Below are 18,791 nucleotides of genomic sequence, written 5' to 3' on the forward strand. Positions count from 1 at the left end.
GAAAAGCTGAGAGGAATCCGGCTGCAGCATGTTCGAATGTTTCGTAGGCGATTGAACTATTTCACCATTGTTAAAACAATACTTTATTCGCTTTGCTACCATTTCACTTCTTCGATTTCGAGGCGAGCGACGTCGGCTGCTCCTTCGCCCGTGACTTCGACGCGATAGTTGCCGGGACCGATCGGAGTGACGAGGGCTGCGGTAAACTCCGCCGCCTCGCTCGGGCTCATTCCATCTCGCAACGCCAACACTTCTACGATCGAGTCGACATCGCCCTGAATTCTCGAGCTGTTCGAGGCCAGCAACGTCTCCGATTCCGACCCTGACTGCCAAAGAGAGATGGTCGATGTCGACACCGAGTCCTCGCTCGACCATGCCCGAATCGCGATCAAACGATTCTCTCCGCCTTCGACTTCAAAGCGCACGGACACGCCTTCGCTCCGACCAACCGGCCCAGAGATGAGTATATCCGTAAGCCCGTCCGCGCGAGCGAGGATTTGGTAGGAATCCGTCCCTTCTCCTGAACCGCTGTCGTTGAAAATGAAATACAGCCCTTCTCGATCTTCAGCTTCCGCCGAGGCAACACTCTTAGCTCTCGCAATAGGCCTCGAGATTCCGTCTACGAATTCCAGAGCGACGAAACGTCCATCCGTTCCCGCGACTGTGGACATGCCGATCAGCGAGCGAGCCAAGGCGCCCGTTTCGCTTCCACCTGTCCGCAAAGAATGCGCTTTCAAAAACGCTTCCACTCCAATTCGAGCGCCCAAGGTTCGCCCGATGAAATCATCGGCTCGAACGTGAATGCCACCGTACAAGCGAGAAAGCCCGGCTTGATCCGCCGCGTCGAAATAGGTGGCCCACTGCAAGACGACATCCTCGCTGGGGCCGTACTCGAATTCGAGAAAATCGCCTTTGGGAAAAGTGTACTGCCCTATGCCGCCAGGGAAAAATGGCGACCCCGTCAATAGCGACATGACCTCCGCGCCAGCCCGACTAAAGGTGCTATGACCGGAAACGTAAGCTGCGAACGCCGGCGTAACAAACGTGCTACGCTGATACGGCATCCAGTTTTCCGCGAGGATCCAATCGACCCCGCCTACCTGCGAGTGGTGGTCCGCGGGTTCTCCCGCCCAGGCTCGTATTGCAATTTTACCTACCTCCGCCGCCAAGTGTTCGTGACGTTCTCCCTGCGCCGAGCTCTCCTGTGTAACCACTTCGATTAAATCGTCTATCAGCGGCAATCCGTCTGGATGGTAGCTCGGTCCGTCAGGGTCGCTCGACTGACCGAAACCTGCCAAACAACGGATCATCGAGATGGGCCGCGAATAGTCGTACTGCCGCTTGAGGGTCCAAGCCGCCACCGCGGCGTCGTGCATCGCTCCGTTCAAAGCGAGGTAGGATTGGATGTTCCATTCGAGCTCGTCCATCTCCTCTCCGAGCCCCATGTAATTTCGCTCGAATGAGGGGTGTTCGCTCACTTCGTTCAAAAGCGTGTTCCAGTGGCCGGGCGGCGTTTCCGAGGCCGGTCCATCGGCCCAGAACTCCGCCAGGATCCGACCATAGTCGGCGTGCCTGACCAGATTTGGCTCGTACGGCCGGCCCGTAACCGGATTTACACTACGCCCCTCGCCGTCATTCGTTCCCAAAGGATTGTTCAAAAGCCCTCCAGGCGAGATATCGATCATCTCGCTGGAAGCGGGATCCAGCAGGGAGGAATAGCGAATAACCTCCACCGCCGCATCGACAAACGCGTCATGCGTTTCCGTGCCAAACAACGGCGGAGGGCCTGGATCCCAAGCGATGGTAATGCCGCTATCCTTCTCGATCGCGAAGGTGTCCACCTCTCGCCAGTTGACCCCCACGAAGCTCTGGACCTTCTCTTCGCTAGGGATGCCATTTTGCGTGACCCGGAAATCGAAGGCCAACGGCTGCCAGCGGTTCGGATCGTCGATATTTGCGCCGGGCAATTTGAATACCATCGGCTCGTTTGCCTCAGCGTAGCCGCTCGTATCCGCGTAACCATTCGCTTCATTCGAGCCGTCGTCTAGCGTCTGCTGGAGGATGGAATCCGCAATCCGGTTTCCCACCGCCGCAGGAGCGTTTCCTACCGTCGTCTCAATGGACGGGTCGTATCCGAAGCGCTCCATCAGCCAGTCGATGTTGTACCGTATCCGTTCGCTACTCACGCTGTTCTGGTACCGTCTTTTCAATACACGGTAGCACGCGTAACTAATCGCCTCGCGCTGGGCGGCGATTCGATCGCCGAACCAGTCCGCTTCGGAAAGCGCCTCTTGATGAAAGACAGCTTGCGCACGTTCCCAGCCGTCCTCTTCGTATGCCCAATAGACATCCCACATGGTAGCGGATAGGTGATACAAATTACGCCCATGGATGGTGGGGGCGGGAAAGTCCTTACGAATCGCGTCCAACAGGAACTCGTTCCACCAACGAGCGACGGAGTGATCCTGCAGATCGACCGTCACTTCGACTATCACTTCCTTGGTCAGGGTTTCTCCCGCCGCGTTTTTGACCCGAGCCCGATAGACACCGGCATCGTAAGGCTGCAAGCGCTTTATCTCAAAATCTTGGCGATCGGCCCCGAAGATAGATTCGCCATCCTTCTCCCAACTTACCGTCACGCCAGTCCCGCCCAAAACCTCTAGCGAAAGCTCCAAGCGCTCACCCACCTCGAAGGTCCCGCCAATGGGCTGTGTTTCGATGATGGGAGCAAGCAGCTCGACATCCGGCTCCACAATCACGTGAACTTCGTTCGTATTCAGGTTCTCAATATCCTGTCTAATGCCGCTCGGCCAAACCACCTGGATCGAATCTACCGACTCGCCGGCATCGCCAAGTCCGAAATGCAATACGCCTTCGCGTTGCCCCATGTAGGCGTTGCTCGGATTGTAGAGACCCGTCTGCGTTCTTTCTCCATCGGTCACTCGCACTACCGCCCCGATTCCGTCGCGATTCGACTGATCGCCCTGAAAGCGGAAGCGTATCCACTTCTTTCCGTTTTCGGATGCATTGCTGCGATAGATGATCGGTTTGCCGAAGGTTTGGGTGACGATCACGTCCTCGTCACCGTCATTGTCATAGTCGAGCACCACCACGGCTTTGCCATATCCCCTGTCCCCGACTCCCGACGCGGCGGTGATATCGTTAAACCGTCCCGCGCCGTCGTTTTGAAAGACAGTGGTGGGATCGACGAGAGCGTCCTGATAAAAGAAGACCTCCCATTCCGCCGAATCCATGCCGTTTGTGACGAACAGATCCGGATCTCCATCGTTGTCATATTCGAAAAATGCAGCCCCCCACGACCATCCGACGCGATCCACTCCGGCGGCCTTCGCGACTTCGAAAAAGCGTCTAGATCCAGAATTCTGATACAACTTGTTTCCGGTATTGGTTCCGGTTTCCCCGTAGAGCTTCTGGTCGAAGATCGACGTGGCGTAGTAGTCCAAGTCGCCATCCAGGTCGTAGTCCGCGATCGCGATCCCCATGCCGAACTCGTCCAAGCCAACTCCAGCCGTGTCGGTGCCCTCAGCGAAGCTTCCATCCCCGCGGTTCCAGTAGAAGCGGCTCCCTCCGAAATCCGCCATCAAAGCCAAGTCCGGCCAGCCATCCTCGTCAAAGTCGGCCCAACCAGTGGAAAAACCATGCTGACGCTCCACGCCTGATTCCGGTTGCACCAGTCCGGCGGCAACGGTCACGTTCTCGAAATGTCCTGGATTTTCCGCCCCCTCGTTTCTCAACAATACGGAGTGCAGCTCCGGCTCCACTCCTGCATCCGGTCCCCACTCGCTCACGTAAACGTCCAAGTATCCATCCAAATCGAAATCGACCAAACCGACGCTGTGCCCTTCGTGCGGAAGCTCGCTCGTCGGAACTGCTGCGCCCCGCTGCGTGGCTTCCTCGGTGAAAAAGCCCGCCCCATCGTTGATGAAAAGATAGTAGCGCTCGCCCCGGTGCGGCACCACGAACAGATCCGTATCTCCATCTCCATCGAAGTCCCCCGCGGCGAAGGCGCCGCTGTCCAGCGCCACCGACAGACCTCGTGCGGATCCTTCTTCGGCAAAGGTTCCATCCCGCTGGTTCATGAACAACACTGGGGGCTTGTTGTATCGCCCCGCCACGAAGTCCGTCCACCCATCGCCGTCGGCGTCGAACGCGGCAGCGCCAGCATGGTTTGAAACCGGCGTGTGGGTCACTCGATCAAGACCCAACTCCTGGTTGCTCGGCACTTCCTCCTTAGCTGCGTGCAGATAGTCGATTCCCACGCTATCGCTCACGTTGGTAAACCGGGCGAATCCATCCAACGAATACACCAACATTCCGACGCCAAGAAACGTCCGAATCAAAGTTGAAAGGCTCGCCTTCATTTAGCCGTTTTCTCTGAGCCTCTGTTCGATAACCCTGAGCAATTCGCGGTTCCCCTCGCTACGTTGCAAAGCCTCTTTCCAGCTAGCCCTCGCGCCTTCCAAATCTCCGGAGGCCATTCTCACGTCCCCAAGGCTTACATACAAAACCGGGTCGTTAGGTCGCCGCTCGATCAGGTTCGATACAGTGGCTTCCGCCAGATCGTAACGCTCGAGTTTCAGGCAAAGCTGAACCTTATTCAGGTAAGCTTCCTCGCCATCTGCCGATACATCGATAGCTCGATCGTAGAATCGGATGGCAGCTTCGAAGGCGCCCGCGCGAGCTTGCTCGTTTCCTGAACGCAAGTAAGCCAAAGCGAGCAAGGCGCTGGCATCCTGATTCTCCGGGTCGATTTCCACCGCCTCCTGCAGCGGATCGATGGCATCCTTCGGTTGATTGACCTCGAGAGCATATCGGCCGATCATGACTCGCGAAGCAAGGTCTTGCGGCAGCAGTTGACGCAGCTGCTCAAGGGCCTGAATCGATTCCTTTCGCTTTCCCAAACTCCAATAGAGCCGGGAAACCTGGCGATTTCCTTCAATGTGATAGGGATCCTTCGCCAAGGCTTTCTCTAGCCAGCCGATTTGTTCACCGCTGTCCCTTCTTTCGGCGAGAGACGCCATCAAGACTAGGAGGTCTGCATCTCCTCCAGTCCGCGCGATTTCTTCGCTCACCACAGACTCCGCACGCCCGTTCAATCCCCCTCTCGCAAGGGCATCAGCGAGAAAATAGCGAACGGTGGAAGGATCTCCACCAAACGCTAGGGCTTGCTCGTAAGCGTCTGCCGCATCCTCGTAGCGGCCCACCTGGTAGAACGCGTATCCTCTTTGTTGGTACGCTTGAGGGTCGTTCGGGCGGATCGCTTCCATGCGGTCCACCAATTCTAAAGCGCGATCGAGATCGCCGGCCTTGAGGTGGTTCTCGAACACGAAACTGAGCCGCTGGCTGTCGTAGCAATCGTCCATCAGCGAATCGAGCCACGGATCCGCTAGAGGCGACGGTTTTCGACGAGGAGCGTTTTCGCGGATTTCCGCAGCGAGCTGATCTTGCCCCGCTCTATCCAGAGCCTGGCTAAGCAGCGAGAACCCGTCCGAAAAGTCAGGATTCGCTAACACCAGTTTCTTCAAAGTAACAATCGATTCGTGGATACGGTTTTCTCGCAACTGGTCCCGAGCGATAGCCAGCAAAGCATGCGGCTGCGTTTCGTGCGTATCGAGAATGCTACGATATCGGTCCAAGGCCTGATCGGCGTCTCCCGACTTGTATTCAAGTTCAGCCAATCTGAGTCGGGCCGGCAGATAGTAAGGCGACTTCTCCAAACACTGCTGCAAGGACGTCCGCGCCAGACCGAGGTTGCCCATCTGACTCGCCAGATCCGACCGACGATAAAGCAGGAGATCCTCTTCGACCTCTTCAAAACTCAAGGCGAGCTCGTAGCACCTCAACGCTTCCTCGTTGAATCCATTTATATGATACAGGCCCGACAGCTCGAGCACCGACTGAGCGTGGTCGTTCCACGGCCAGATGAGTCGACTCTCGACCCGGTCCAAGCGCTGATCCAATGCCGCCGGAAAGCCCTCGGTGTCCGGACGCTCCGGTAGCGCCGAACGAATTGACCTGCCATCGGCATCGCCCCAAAATAGACCAACCGCCAGCGCGACAGCGATCGCGAGGGAAACGAAAAGGAGTGGTTTAGATTTTGAATGCAGCATCGGGGATTCGCAGGCTATCAAAACGTCATGTGTGAAAAAAGGCGAAGGACTACAAATTAGCTAACCTCGCCTCTCGCGAGGAGACCCTCGTTTTGCGAAAAGACAAAGGCTGCCCAAGCCCCTATGCCTGGGCAGCCTACCGCAAAGATAAAACAGAGTTAGAAGCTGAACGTCGTTTGCATGGTCCAGGTGGGACCAAACTCGATACGGAAGCCAGTCTCCTCGCCGTCCGAGTTAGCGTTGATCGCCTGGAACCCTTCGTTGCGAGTGAGGTTGCGCACGTTCAACTGAATGTTCATGTCCACACGGTCGCCCATGATCTTCTTGTCGAATCCGATCCAGAAATCGACGTCGAGAGTGGCTTCGTCCATATAGGGACTGTCGAGCTCCAACCCGATCACGTCACCCGCTTCATTGTTGATGGTCGGGAAACCGATCGCCGCATCGTCCTGCCAACGCAGCGCTCCGCCAACGTTCCAGCCCTTCATAGCGCCATCGGTGAAGGTGTAGTTAGTGATGGCGTTGGCGCGCCATTCACGAAGCTGGGGATTGGTGGTACCCTCCGCTGCCCGGTAGGTCGCAGCAGAGAAGGCTGGGAAAGCGTCGTAGAACTCTGACGGATTGCCCTCGAAGCCCCATGTCGAGTAGGTGAATTCGCTGTTCCAGACGGAACCGCCGTCGAGGTTTTGCCAATACGGAAGAGCCTCTTCGAGGAACCGCGTAACGGCCGGAGCGATAGCGGAGGAAACGGCATCCTGCTGAGAAACGTTGGCCATGAAGCGCCAGTTTTCTGTCGGGTTGTAGATCATCTCGATCTCCATGCCTTCGGAAGTCATTTCGGACGTGGATACGATATTGATGTCACCCACTTCGAGAGGCGAAACCGGCGTATAAGGCACACCCTCAAGCGCGGCCACGTCAGGCATCACGACGCGGTCGATGAAGAGCAGCTCCCACTGGGCGAGGCGCATCTGAGGCCCCCAAGGCAGACGATTGTTGCTCTGCTCGACCTCGTACCAGTTGACGCGCAGGTTCATCTTGCCCTCGAGCAGGTTGAGCCCGAAGCCGAAGTCCACGCCCTCGCCTGTCGGAGGCGGCACGGATTCGCCGAACATGTTGACCTGAGTGGCAGCGGGACGGAAGTTTTCCGACTCGTTGTAGTGCAGACTCAACCAATCCAGCGGGTGAACGACGACCCCCATGGTAGTGGTAGAACCGCCAGATTCAGCCGGCTCTCCCGCGGAGTCGCCGAGAATCAGCAATCCGTCATCACCGAGCGCCGTGTAGGAATTCGTAGCCTTCTCCTGAGTGTCGTCGCGCCAGCCTGCAGTGCCGACTACTCTCCCGTCGAGCCAGTAGCTCTGCCAGATGAAACCAGTCGAATCGACGGTTTCAGCCTGAACATCGCGACGCTTTGGCGTGAACATCGAGCTGTAGCTATCCGTCGCCCAGGCGCCAGCGTCCGCATCCCAATAGAGATTGGGCACGCCTGATGGCGTCAGGTCCGGAACGCCCGGAGCGATGGTGGCTTGAGAGTCAGCAGTGCCGCCGAGGTAGCGGATGCGGGTCATCTGCCACAAGTCCTCGTTTACCCGGTTATTCGTGGGAAGGTAGTCTACCAGCTCGGAACGGATTTCGTTGAAAACCGTATTGGTGTTTCCCGTCTCCTGGCGCTCCGCCAACGCCGTGAAGTTGTGGCGACCGAGCCACTTGTTGCGATCCCGGAAGTCCAGCTCGTAGGTCAGCGTGCCGCGCAGCATCTCGTTGTCGGCGTTGCGGATCGATTTGCTGTCGAGCGTTCTCTGAGGAACGTAGGTCTCGCCGAAGTGCGGATTCGGAGTGCCGTCCATGAAGTGCGAATTGTTATCCACCCAGATCTGGAAGCCCCAAGTGAAGCGCTGGGTGTCCTCCTCGTAGTCCTCGCTGAGGTATCCGATATTCAGATACAGGTTTTCCGCGAGCTTCTGGTCCCAGCTGAGCGACAGGGCCTCGAAGTCGTGGTTGCGCAAGCTTGGGTTGAGGTTCATGTCGTGGAAGGGAGCGATCTTGTTGTCGGAGAACGCCACCGAGGTGTAGTTGTCCGCGTCGCCTCGCTGCTGCACGACTCCGGTGAACCAGCGGTCATTGCCTCCTGTGAGGAACTGAACCGTGTTTCCATCGTAGTCGGTGATCGCTACGGCGCCCACGTTCTGCGGGCGGGTGAGATACTCGGGAGCCTCGCTGTACAGCTGCTCCGCCGCGTTCCAAGCCGGCCTTCCCTGCTCGACCCACTCCGACACGTAGTCGATCGGCGTGATGGAGTTCGGATTGTTCTGCTCTTGACGCACCACTTCGTAGTTCAGCTTGAAGGTGGCGTTCTCGAAAGGCTTGTAAGTGGTCGCCAGGTTCAGCCGATTGTCGTGGTAGTAGGCAGGCTGCTGCTGATAGCCGCGATCGGCCCAGAGTCCAAGGACGCGCACCGCCAACTTGTCCTCGATCAGCACCCGATTGAAGTCCGCGGTGGACCGGAAATCCGAATTCGATCCGACTCGGAGCGACAGCTCGCTGCTGTCTTCAGCTACCACTGCGCTCTTGGTCATGTAGTTCACGACACCAGCTGGGTCAGCCATACCATAGAGGATGGAGTTCGGGCCGCGATTGACGGTCACACGCTCGAGATTGTAGGCGTCGATGCCGACGCTGCCGCCGATCGAGCGGAAGAAATCGCGCGTCAATTCGGCGTTCCCCAATCCACGCACACGGTTCTGGATGTTCGGATTGTCAGATACGAAGTCCTGCGTCCCGTTTCCGCCCGCGTTGGTGTAGTTAAGCGTGCTTTCCGTGTTCGAAGTATAAACGAGAATGTCGTTCAAGTCGGCAGCGCCAACGTCCTCGATGAAGTCCTCCGTCACTACGCTGATCGAAGCGGCGACGTCCTTCAGCTGGGTGTTGATACGGCTGCCTGCCAGAGTGCTGTTAGCACGGTAGCCTTGGTCCTCGTCCGCGCTCACCTCGAAAGGAGACAGCGTGAAGATTTCCTCTTCCTCGTCATCGGTTTGCGTCCAACCTGTTGAGAGTGGCACGACCGATACGAGGGCAGCGATAGCCGCCCTTCGGGCAAGCGATCGCGATATGTGGGGGTGTTTATCAATCAGTTTCATATCTAGTTAGATTGTTTAATAACAGGCGTCAACGAGCGCCTTGCGAGGATATCGAAATCCAGACAGCGTTCGTCGCCTTGGGGGTGATTAGGGTAGTTTTCTTATGCTGGGGCGCTCTGCGAGCGGTTAGGTTCGATCGGCTCGGAGAAGAAAGACACTGGTGCGAAAGTCGAACGCGCATCAGTGATCTGTTAGATTTTTAGTAAAACTATTTTACTTTCACGAAATCAAGCAAATTCAGAAAACGTTCAATACCCCTCTCGATTTCCGTGAAGAACAACCAAAAGCGCCGTCAAATGAGAGACAGCCTAGAGGGACTTTCTAGTCCCGATCCCAAACGCTCACTCGGCTGACGTGCTCCATAGGAGGGTAAAAATAGAATCCTCCGCTCACCAGCTCGTCGCGACCGTCTCCATCGAGGTCGCCTGCTTCCAAGGTGATCAAATGGGTCGGAGCGTGGGCCAAGATGCGCTTTTCGAAGCGACCTGAACCGAGGTTCTCGTAACAGGCCAACGAAACTGCGGAGGAGTCCGACCAATCGTTGAAAGCGCTCGTAGCGAGGAAGTCCAAATCTCCGTCCCCGTCGATATCCGTCACTGACGGGGCATAGGCTCCGGACAGATCGCCTATACGATGAAAGGTGAAGTCTCCTGCGCCATCATTCTCCAGCCATTGGACACCATGCCAGCGCCTCGCCCCAGGAGTGGCGTAGTCAAATCCGTCCCCGTTCGTGTACGCGATATCCACGTCACCATCCTGGTCCATATCCACTAACTGAATACCGCTACTTCCGTAATCCTTGTTGGTTGACCCATGCAGCACTCTCGCCTGAAAGCTGCCATCGCCTCGGTTCTCGAACAAGTAGATCTCCTCCCAGTCCTGGGAAACCAGGGCGATGATGTCTAGATCACCATCGGCATCCACATCCGCCACCGGCGTATGAATGGCTCCCGACAGACTCAAAAGATTGTGGCTTTCGAACTCCCAGTTTCCCGAGTTTTCCATCCAGAAGACCTCTCCCTCGAAATAGCCAAACGCTCCGACCGAGAGATCGAGATCGCCATCTCCATCGAGATCCCCCGCTTGCACATCGGTGACTCGATCGATTCCCTCGACCAGAACGCGCTCGCTGAAGCTTTGGTTGCCGTCGTTTTCCAGCACGATCACCGAGCCGATCTTCTGGTCGTTGGGCGTCACGATGCCCATGCTCGCAACCAGAAGGTCCAAATCTCCGTCCCGATCCAGATCGCAAGCCTCCACGTGAGCGGCTCCCGCGATTCCTTCCGCTATGACGAACTCCGCGAAAACTCCCGGCGTCACCTGGCGAATCCAAGCAACCTTGTTCAACCGCCCCTCCGTGAAAACGACATCGACAAGACCGTCGCTATCCAAATCAACGATCGCAATATCCGTCACCCACGGAAACCCTTCCACTGGATCGCCGATGGTTCTCCAATTCAGGTATCCAAGTCCCAATACGGAATCGGCAACACGCTCCGACTCCCCAGAGCTCTCTCCTGCGTCGCCGCATCCACTCAAGAGGACCGCCGCCACGCTCAGCGCAAGCGCAGCTGAAAGTCGATACAGCGTCTTATCGACTGGATACAGCAAACGAGACTTCAGGGAACGAGCCATATACGCGTATCTCAAAATCACATTCGGAAAAGCCCTCGAATGAGAGCCGAGCGATCGACCCCATCCCACTCCCGGCTCCTTCTGTCAAACCGTTTATGATCTTCGCATTCCAGACCTACTCGCTGCCAGATCTTCGCGAGACGAAAAGTTGACGAATTTCGCCTACGACGCCGACTTTTGTTTGTCGAACAAATCGATAAATCAATCACCGCCTTCGGTATCTTGCGGCACCTTTCCACGTGACCACTTAATGAATACGTCCATCACCGGCAATGCGTTTCCTTCGTCGTCGAACATGCCACGGCTGCCGATGCCGCCGGTACTGCCTGGGCGGATGTGGACCATGGGCTCCCACCAGAAAATGCCGGTTCCAAGTCCATTGGGCACATCGAGCAGAATCTCGTGCACGGTCTCGAGGTACTCGCGTTGGCCTTCTGGCGTTTCGGGAAACGGTCCGGGATGCTCCTTATATTCGGTCGGACGCCAGCAATAGGCCGCTTCGACCACCATGACTTCCTTGCCGTACTCGAGAGCCATGAAGTTGAGCGTCTCGCGCAGGTCGAGCGGTGATCCGTGCCACCAAGGATAGTACGATTGGCCGAGCACGTCGCAGTCAACCCCACGCGCGAAAAGGGCGTCGAAGAAACGCTTGGTCTTCGCCTTGTTGCCACTCGACTCGACTTGCACCATAATCTTCGGACGAGGCAAGTTCCCCCGGCCCGCATCAACGCCGTTTATTCCTGCCTGGACGAGCTCCGCGAAATTGTCCTCGTTTTCCGGCAACTTGCCATGTGGCCAGAGCATGCCATTGGTGATTTCATTTCCGTTCTGCACCATGTCGGGCATTACGCCCGCTTCGCGGAAGGCAACGATCGTATCACGCGTGTAGGCGAACACCGCTTCGACTAACTCTTCGTGCGTGAGGTTCTCCCATGCCTTTGGCAGAAACTGCTTCGAAGGATCCGCCCACGTGTCCGAGTAATGGAAGTCCAGCAGGAACTTGAACCCGAGATCGTGGGCCTTTTTCGCGAGCTCGATGGTGTATTCAAGATCGTTGGGCAACGGGAAGCGTTCGGAGTTGGACGGAGTGTGAAACAGCCGCAGGCGTATCCAGTTGTAGCCGTTGTCCTTCAGAATCTCAAGGCCCGGCTTGGCGACTCCATCATCCTTGAAAACCGTTCCTCTCTCTTCCGCCGACGCAAGAAACGACACGTCGGCGCCGATCGCGTAGTCGGAAGCGCCGGCACCAAGAAGGCTGGAAGGCGCGGCCAGCAAGGCCGCCATAGAAATGCGGGATAAAAACGTTCGCAGTGATTGTAGGGTGTGGTTCATGATGACAGTTTTCCGTATCGGCTTGGCAATGACACTATTCGACGATTGGCAGCGTCAAATAAGAGGGGTGATTTGAATCGCGATAGAGAGTGACGACGGGCGCGGGGTCGAGTTCAGGGGTGCCTCGGGTCACGAAGCTGACCACAAGCTGGATTTTGTGGCCCTCTTTGAAAGTTATCGAGATAGGCAAGATGTCGAACGAAAGTTCAACCGGTTCGCCTGGAATCAATGGCTGAACGTCTGATTCGAAGGAACGGTGATACGGCAATCCCAGCCGATCATAGGGCGGCTCCGCCAGCTTGCGCATCGATGCTCGCAGTTGGCCCATCGTGTTGTAGGACGTTACGGAACCGTCCGGAGCGACGTCTCGCAGCGTAGCCACGAAATCCCCATCCGTCGCCGTCGATGACACCCACAGATTCACCGTTGGGTGTCCGGTCACCTGCACGGCTTCCTGCAAAGACTCGGTTTCGTAGATCAAGGAACCCAGCGGAATCTCTCCGCGACTGTATTCATAAATCACTACCGTTTCGTCCTTACCTTCGCCCTCCGTTTTCTGCGAGCGGCTGAGCGAGCCCTCCCCGAGATAGAAATCGACGCGCTTTTCATTCGGCAACGGCCACGCCTTGGCCGATTGCCACTCCTCCCCTTCCGGAGCGTTATATGTGAAATAGTATACGGGATCTTCGTCCATGATGCCGTTATCGATCCCCTTCAGCCAATAGTCGAAGAAACGGAGCTCCTCGGTCAGTATATCGAGCCCTGTCATCTCTTTCGCCGGACACCAATCGCAATGGACTCCAGGGCCTACAATGAACTTGGAGGGAACCTTGAAATTGTTGATCGCGAAAAACGGTCCCGGCTTGGTGTAGCCTTCGTCCCAGTTGACGGCCATGTACATGGCGATCCCGGAATCGTTGATCTCGTCCAAGTAGTTTGCGGGACTGCTCTTGATCCACCACTGCTTGGCGCTGTCGTCCGTGAGGTTTGGCGAATAGCCGTCGCGGAAGGGAATGTGTCCGACGGTTTCGATCGTGCCCTCGTGCTCGGCCTTGGCAGCCTCGAGAAGCGAACCGTCGACGTCCTCGTCCACCGGAGCCGCCAATCTGTCGCGAACCTCATGCGGCGGAGGATCTCCCGGCTTCGGCGTCCAACGGCTCGGAGCCACGATACCGCCCGCGCCTCGAAAGTCGTAGACATCGAACTCGAAACTCATGGGAAACATGGCCTTCAAACTCGGCGGCGCAGTGGTCGCAGCCTGCATCTGGCTGCCGCCTGTGGCGGAGCAGCCCCACATGCCGATGTTCCCGTTGCTCCATGGCTGGTCAGCGAGCCATTCCGTAATGTCGTAGGCGTCGTAGCGGGCGGGACCCACCCACTCGCCGCGGTTGTAGCCTTCGTTGTGCCCAAAGGAAGCATGCAGCCCCCGAAAGTCAGCCGTAGCCACTACGTATCCATATTTTACTAGCTCGATAGCGCTGCCCGCGTAGTCTTCGACGGTCAGCTTGTCCTTGCTCCCATTGTATCTGCGATTGTAAGGCGTGTGCATCCAGACGACCGGCAAGGGCGTTTCTACGACCTCGCCCGTCTCCTTATCTTTGGGACGATAGATATCGATGGCTATCTTTACGCCATCCCTCATCTCGATGTAGCGCGAGCTGAGATCAAAATCGTCCGCATAGATCGCCTCGCTGTAGCCTTGGTAAACGCCGGGCTTGGAAATCTTCGTTTCGGCAAACAACGAACGCTGCATGCCGCAACATACGAGCGTTCCTGCTAGGAGACTGAGAAAGGCTTTGGGGTAGTTCATGTGAGATTTTCGCTTGTCTGAACGAGGTTTATTTTACGCGATACACACGAATCACCACTGTATCCGGTTCTTCGCTACCGCTTACGGTTCCAAAATACAAAAAGTCGTCGAGCCAGTCGTGCGGTCCGTCGGGGACGGTAAACGTCGGGGTGGTCTTCAGATACGATCCACCTGGCGAGATGATCCCTTGATTTCGAACAATGATCACCGTTCCATCGTCGCAACGCATCGAATACAAGGCATCCAGTTCGATCCCCCCATCTGTCCGCTCCGTCTGCCAATCCGCGCCGCCGGGAAGGACCGTCCCCTTCAGTCGCGGTCCCTCGAAGCGGCCTCCTGTTATCGGGATGTAACGACGGATGCTTTTGGACGTCTCGCCCACCTCCACGATCTCGCCGATCGTGACATGCGCCTCGTAGACGAATTCCGTTTCAAAGTCCCCTCCTCTATCCCGATCATCCTCAGCTCGCAAGTTGTCGCTCACGGCGACGAAGGAAACGAGTAAGCAAAAAAAGAAGATTCGAATCATACGCGTCTATTCCGCCTTTCTACTTGGCCCACGATTTGCCTTCCTCAGTGCGACGCCATTCGAAATAGTCGTCCAACACCTCGAGGGCATCGGCATCGGGCACCGGACCAACCTGTAACGACTCTTTCAATACCATGACCTTCTCCTGCTCTTCAGTGAACTGCGGCCACTGGGGCACCGCTGAGCCATTGGGATCGCCGCGCTTGGCGAAATTCGTCCAGTAGGTCGCCATCGTATCCGACAGCTCCCAATCGTCTTCGGTGAGGCTTTCGTCTTCGCGGTTCAAGGTTTGGAAAACGTAAGGCACATCCAGACCGTGAGGAGCTCCATGATCGGCTTCCGGCGACTCTCCATCTCGCGGCGGATGTTGGTCGAAATAGTAGAAATAGACCGGAGCCTCGCCAGTCTCGGCCTGCAGTTTCGCCCAGCTCCAGGTTTGCCAACCGAACGCAGCATCGCGCATCAGGCCGCGGGCCGCGTGCCCGATTCTGTCACCATCGATCGGGTACGCTTCCAGCAATCGATCCGCGAACGGTCCATAGCGTTTCTCCACGTTGGCGATATGCTCCTCCGCCGTCCTACCCGACGGGAAGCTTAGCCCTTCGTCGGAATTGTAGCCAACAAGCACCGGGACATCGTTGTATTCTCCATTCTCATACAGTACATGCTGATCATCCGGAATGACCCAGCCATCGACGATCGGCCAGGCCGCCCCGCTTCCGAAACCGGGAGGCATGGCACTGGGATCGAGCTCGCGCAGCTCGGCCAACGATTCCGCACCCGCTCGTTTCATGAAGGCAACACCCGCCGTTTCCGCTTGGGCCAAGGTCTTCATGTTTTCTCCCGGATACGTTGTGGGCCGGGTCGGCCCGAAGGAGCCGCCGCTTTGCGAGATCGCCCCGTGAAACAGTCCTTTCGCTTCCGGCGACGCGCAGAGCATGCTCACCGCAATGCCGCCCGCGGACTCGCCGAAAATCGTCACTTGGTCAGGATCGCCACCGAAAGCCGAAATATTTTCCTGTATCCACTGCAAGCCGGCAATTTGGTCCAGCAAGCCATAGTTTCCCGAAACGTCACGCGGCGACTCCGCGCTTAGCTCCGGATGGGCCAGGAAGCCCAGCGGTCCTACGCGGTAGTTGATGCTGACCAACACCACACCCTTGCGAGCGAGGTGTTCGCCGTTGTGCACCGGGATGGACGTGGAGCCAAAAGAGAAACCGCCCCCGTAAATCCAAACCAGCACTGGAACCTTTTCCTCTGCGGTTTCGGCAGGTGTCCAGATATTCAAATACAAACAGTCTTCGCCCACATTACCCGATCCGTCGCCTTGATACGGATCGTTGGCGAACTCCTTAGCCGGCCGCACACCTTCCCACGGTTCGAGGGGTTGCGGGGCCTTCCAACGAAGCTCGCCTACCGGTGGAGCGGCAAAGGGAACGCCGCGAAAGACGCGAAGGTCATCTTCCTGCACACCTTCGACCAGTCCAGCCGCAGTTTGCACCACGAGATCGCCCTGGGCAGATAGAGAAGCACCACAAGCGCAAGCGAGCAGCAGGCAGAAATGGGGAATTCGGTTAAGGAGCATAAGTCAACAGGGGTTGAGGTCGGAGATTTTTATAAACCGCAGAGTTCGCGGAGAACGCAGAGAATTGAACCCAATATAGAATCTCAGCGATCTCCGCGTCCTCAGCGGTTGAATACATTTCCTTTTAATCAATAGCGATCGTCACGAGGGACTTCGCCGGCAGTGAAACAACAAGCTTGCCGTTGGAAACCTTGGCGCCGTCGAACACGACAGGAACCAAGGCGTCGGGAGCGTCGAAGGTGTTGTGGGCATTCATTTCCTCTGCGGTCAGGATGCGAGCCGACTTGACTGACATGCCATCGAGTTCGCTGAAACTCAGCTCAACCGTTCGGGCTTCGTTCGGATCGATGTTTGTCAGGCTCACGTGGATACGGTCAGCATCGTTTCGGGAAACCGTGGCGCTGATCGCTGGAATGGATTCGCCGTCCCGCTCGTACTCGCCGCGGTCCAGCTCGAATGCCAGCGCGGTCGCTTCGCGGTGCGGCTTGTAGAGATCGAATACGTGGTACGTCGGCGTCTTGAGCATTCGCTCCCCATCGGTGAGGATCATGGCCTGCAGCACGTTTATGGTCTGGGCGATGTTGGCCATCTTCACGCGATCCAGATGCTGGTGGAAGATGTCGAGGATAGTCGAGGCGATCAAGGCGTCGCGCAGCGAGTTCTGCTGATACAGGAACCCGGGAGTCGAGCCTTCCTCCTGTTCGTGCCAGGTGCCCCACTCGCCCACGATCAACCAAACGCGTTTTTCCGGATCGTATTCGTCCATGATCGCGGAATGGTTGGTAATAAGTTCGTCCATATCCATGGCCCGCTTCATCATGCGAAACCAGCCGCTCTCGTCGAAATCGATCGCTTCGCCCTTCTTGGCCCAAGTGCCGTCGAGCGTGTAGTTGTGCAGGTCGAGACCGTCGATGCGGTCGCCCGCGAGCTCCATGACAACCTCCGTCCAGTGGTAGTCGTTTCCGGAAGGTCCGGTGGCGATGCGGAACGGCTTCACGTCTCCGTAGCCGTGCAAGAAGGTGGAGAAACGGCGATACAAGTCCGCGTAGTACTCGGGACGCATGTGTCCGCCGCAGCCCCAGCTTTCGTTACCCACGCCCCAGAAGCTGACGTTCCATGGCTCTTCGCGACCGTTCTCCCGGCGCAGCTTGGCCATGGGACTCTCGCCGGGGTGATTGATGTATTGCCACCAATTGGCCATGTCCTCGACGGTGCCGCTGCCCACGTTGCCCACCACGATCGGATCGGCTTCCAACTCTTCGCAGAGCGCCAGAAACTCGTGAGTGCCCACGGAGTTGTCCTCCGTCACGCCGCCCCAGAGGTTGTTGACCACTGTGGGACGATCCTCCTTCGGACCGATGCCGTGCTGCCAGAAGTAGTAGTCGGCGAAGCAGCCGCCCGGCCAGCGTAGGTTCGGCACGCCCAGCTCCTTCATGGCTGCCACCACGTCGTCGCGCACAATGTAGTCGCCGTTGTCATCCTTCTTCCAAAATCCGTCGTAGATGCCCCGGCCGAGATGCTCGGCGAAGTGTCCGTAGATATGGCGGCTGATGTGGCCGTTCGACGCGCCGGTATCGACGGTCATTTCATGGACTGGCTCCGCTGCGGCGAGGGATGCCAGCATAAGTCCGGGTGCGATTAAGTAGGTTAGTTTCATAGTCTACAATTAGTCCTTCAGCTCGGAGAAAAAGTCCACCATCACCTCCGTGGTTTTCGCGAGCTGGTCGTGATGCAGGTTGTGACCCGAGTCGTCGATGTGCACGAGCTTCCCGTTCTGCATCACCTTAGCAGCCTCTTGGTGCGCCTGGCGCTGTTCAGGGGACGCATCGGCCTTCAAGATCAGGGTCGGAACTGGGATCGCAGCCAAGGCGTCTTCGGTCCGCATGCTTCCGGACATCGCCTGCCACGCCTGATCGCTGTAGGCGCCGTGGTACTGCTTTTTAGAGAGCGCCCAATACTGACAATCCGCTAGATTCCAGCGCGGATTGTCGCGGCGGGCCTTCGCCACGAGGGCGTCGTAGCTGTAGTTGTTCTGGGCAACGAGATACTCCGGCGAGTTGTGCATGCTGAACGACAAGGTCTCCGGATTCGGCTCGCGAGCCGGCGGGCCAGGACGACGGGCCGGGGCCTCGCCATCTTCATCGCGGCTTCCCGGAGGCGGTCCCCGACGACCCACAAACGGGTCGAGCATGACCACTGCCCGAGCCAGATCCGGGTACTCGGCCCCAATGCGCATCACCGTGGCCGCTCCCATGGAATGCCCCATGAGAATCGGCTTTTCGATGTCCATTACCCGCACGAACTCCACCACGTCCTTGATCAAGGTGTCGCCGTCGTCGCTGGGCGTGAAAGGATCCGAAAGGCCGTGCCCGCGCGTATCCAACATGTAGATATCGTAATCCTCCTGCAGCTTCCACGTGAGCGTCGACCAGCACACGCCATTGTCCGTCACCCCGTGCACCATGACGATGACCGGCTTTTCCGTTTCCGGCACTGCCCGGTAGTAGTGGATACGAATTCCGTTCGCGTAAGCGTAGCCGCTCGTCCAATCCCCCGGGATCGGCGGGGCTCCCGCCTTCAGGATAGTGGAGGCGAAAAGCAAAAGTCCTATGATGAGGTAGCGCATGGG

At 57.4% G+C, this 18,791-nt stretch carries 10 protein-coding genes; all 10 read right to left on the reverse strand.

Going from position 1 to position 18,791, the window contains the following annotated elements:
- Positions 1 to 95: 95 nt before the first annotated feature.
- The gene (locus QEH54_RS18535) at positions 96 to 4,382 is read right to left on the reverse strand and encodes an FG-GAP-like repeat-containing protein (protein ID WP_309020199.1); all 4,287 of its coding nucleotides are present in this window, start codon (positions 4,380 to 4,382) and stop codon (positions 96 to 98) included.
- Positions 4,383 to 6,131 carry a tetratricopeptide repeat protein gene (locus QEH54_RS18540; RefSeq protein ID WP_309020200.1) on the reverse strand — a complete coding sequence of 583 codons (1,749 nt, stop codon included), beginning with the start codon at positions 6,129 to 6,131 and terminating at the stop codon, positions 4,383 to 4,385.
- Between the two features lie 158 nt (positions 6,132 to 6,289).
- Positions 6,290 to 9,271 (reverse strand): TonB-dependent receptor, encoded by a 2,982-nt coding sequence (locus QEH54_RS18545; protein ID WP_309020201.1) that lies wholly within the window; start codon positions 9,269 to 9,271, stop codon positions 6,290 to 6,292.
- A gap of 321 nt (positions 9,272 to 9,592) precedes the next feature.
- Entirely contained in the window at positions 9,593 to 10,906 is a 1,314-nt protein-coding gene (locus QEH54_RS18550) for a VCBS repeat-containing protein (RefSeq protein ID WP_309020202.1), read from the reverse strand.
- Between the two features lie 201 nt (positions 10,907 to 11,107).
- The gene (locus tag QEH54_RS18555) at positions 11,108 to 12,238 is read right to left on the reverse strand and encodes a glycosyl hydrolase 53 family protein (RefSeq protein WP_309020203.1); all 1,131 of its coding nucleotides are present in this window, start codon (positions 12,236 to 12,238) and stop codon (positions 11,108 to 11,110) included.
- A gap of 34 nt (positions 12,239 to 12,272) precedes the next feature.
- Complete coding sequence (locus tag QEH54_RS18560) at positions 12,273 to 14,048, reverse strand: CocE/NonD family hydrolase (RefSeq protein WP_309020204.1); 1,776 nt, start codon at positions 14,046 to 14,048, stop codon at positions 12,273 to 12,275.
- A gap of 28 nt (positions 14,049 to 14,076) precedes the next feature.
- Positions 14,077 to 14,532 carry a DUF3237 family protein gene (locus QEH54_RS18565; RefSeq protein ID WP_309020205.1) on the reverse strand — a complete coding sequence of 152 codons (456 nt, stop codon included), beginning with the start codon at positions 14,530 to 14,532 and terminating at the stop codon, positions 14,077 to 14,079.
- A gap of 64 nt (positions 14,533 to 14,596) precedes the next feature.
- On the reverse strand, positions 14,597 to 16,162 hold the full coding sequence (locus QEH54_RS18570) for a carboxylesterase family protein (RefSeq protein WP_309020206.1): 1,566 nt from the start codon (positions 16,160 to 16,162) through the stop codon (positions 14,597 to 14,599).
- Between the two features lie 124 nt (positions 16,163 to 16,286).
- Entirely contained in the window at positions 16,287 to 17,747 is a 1,461-nt protein-coding gene (locus QEH54_RS18575; RefSeq protein ID WP_345785679.1) for an alpha-L-arabinofuranosidase C-terminal domain-containing protein, read from the reverse strand.
- Between the two features lie 81 nt (positions 17,748 to 17,828).
- Positions 17,829 to 18,788, reverse strand: a complete 960-nt coding sequence (locus QEH54_RS18580; protein WP_309020208.1) for an alpha/beta hydrolase — start codon at positions 18,786 to 18,788, stop codon at positions 17,829 to 17,831.
- Between the last annotated feature and the right edge of the window lie 3 nt (positions 18,789 to 18,791).

It is taken from the genome of Pelagicoccus sp. SDUM812003, from assembly GCF_031127815.1.
In the GTDB taxonomy this organism is placed as follows: Bacteria; Verrucomicrobiota; Verrucomicrobiia; order Opitutales; family Opitutaceae; genus Pelagicoccus.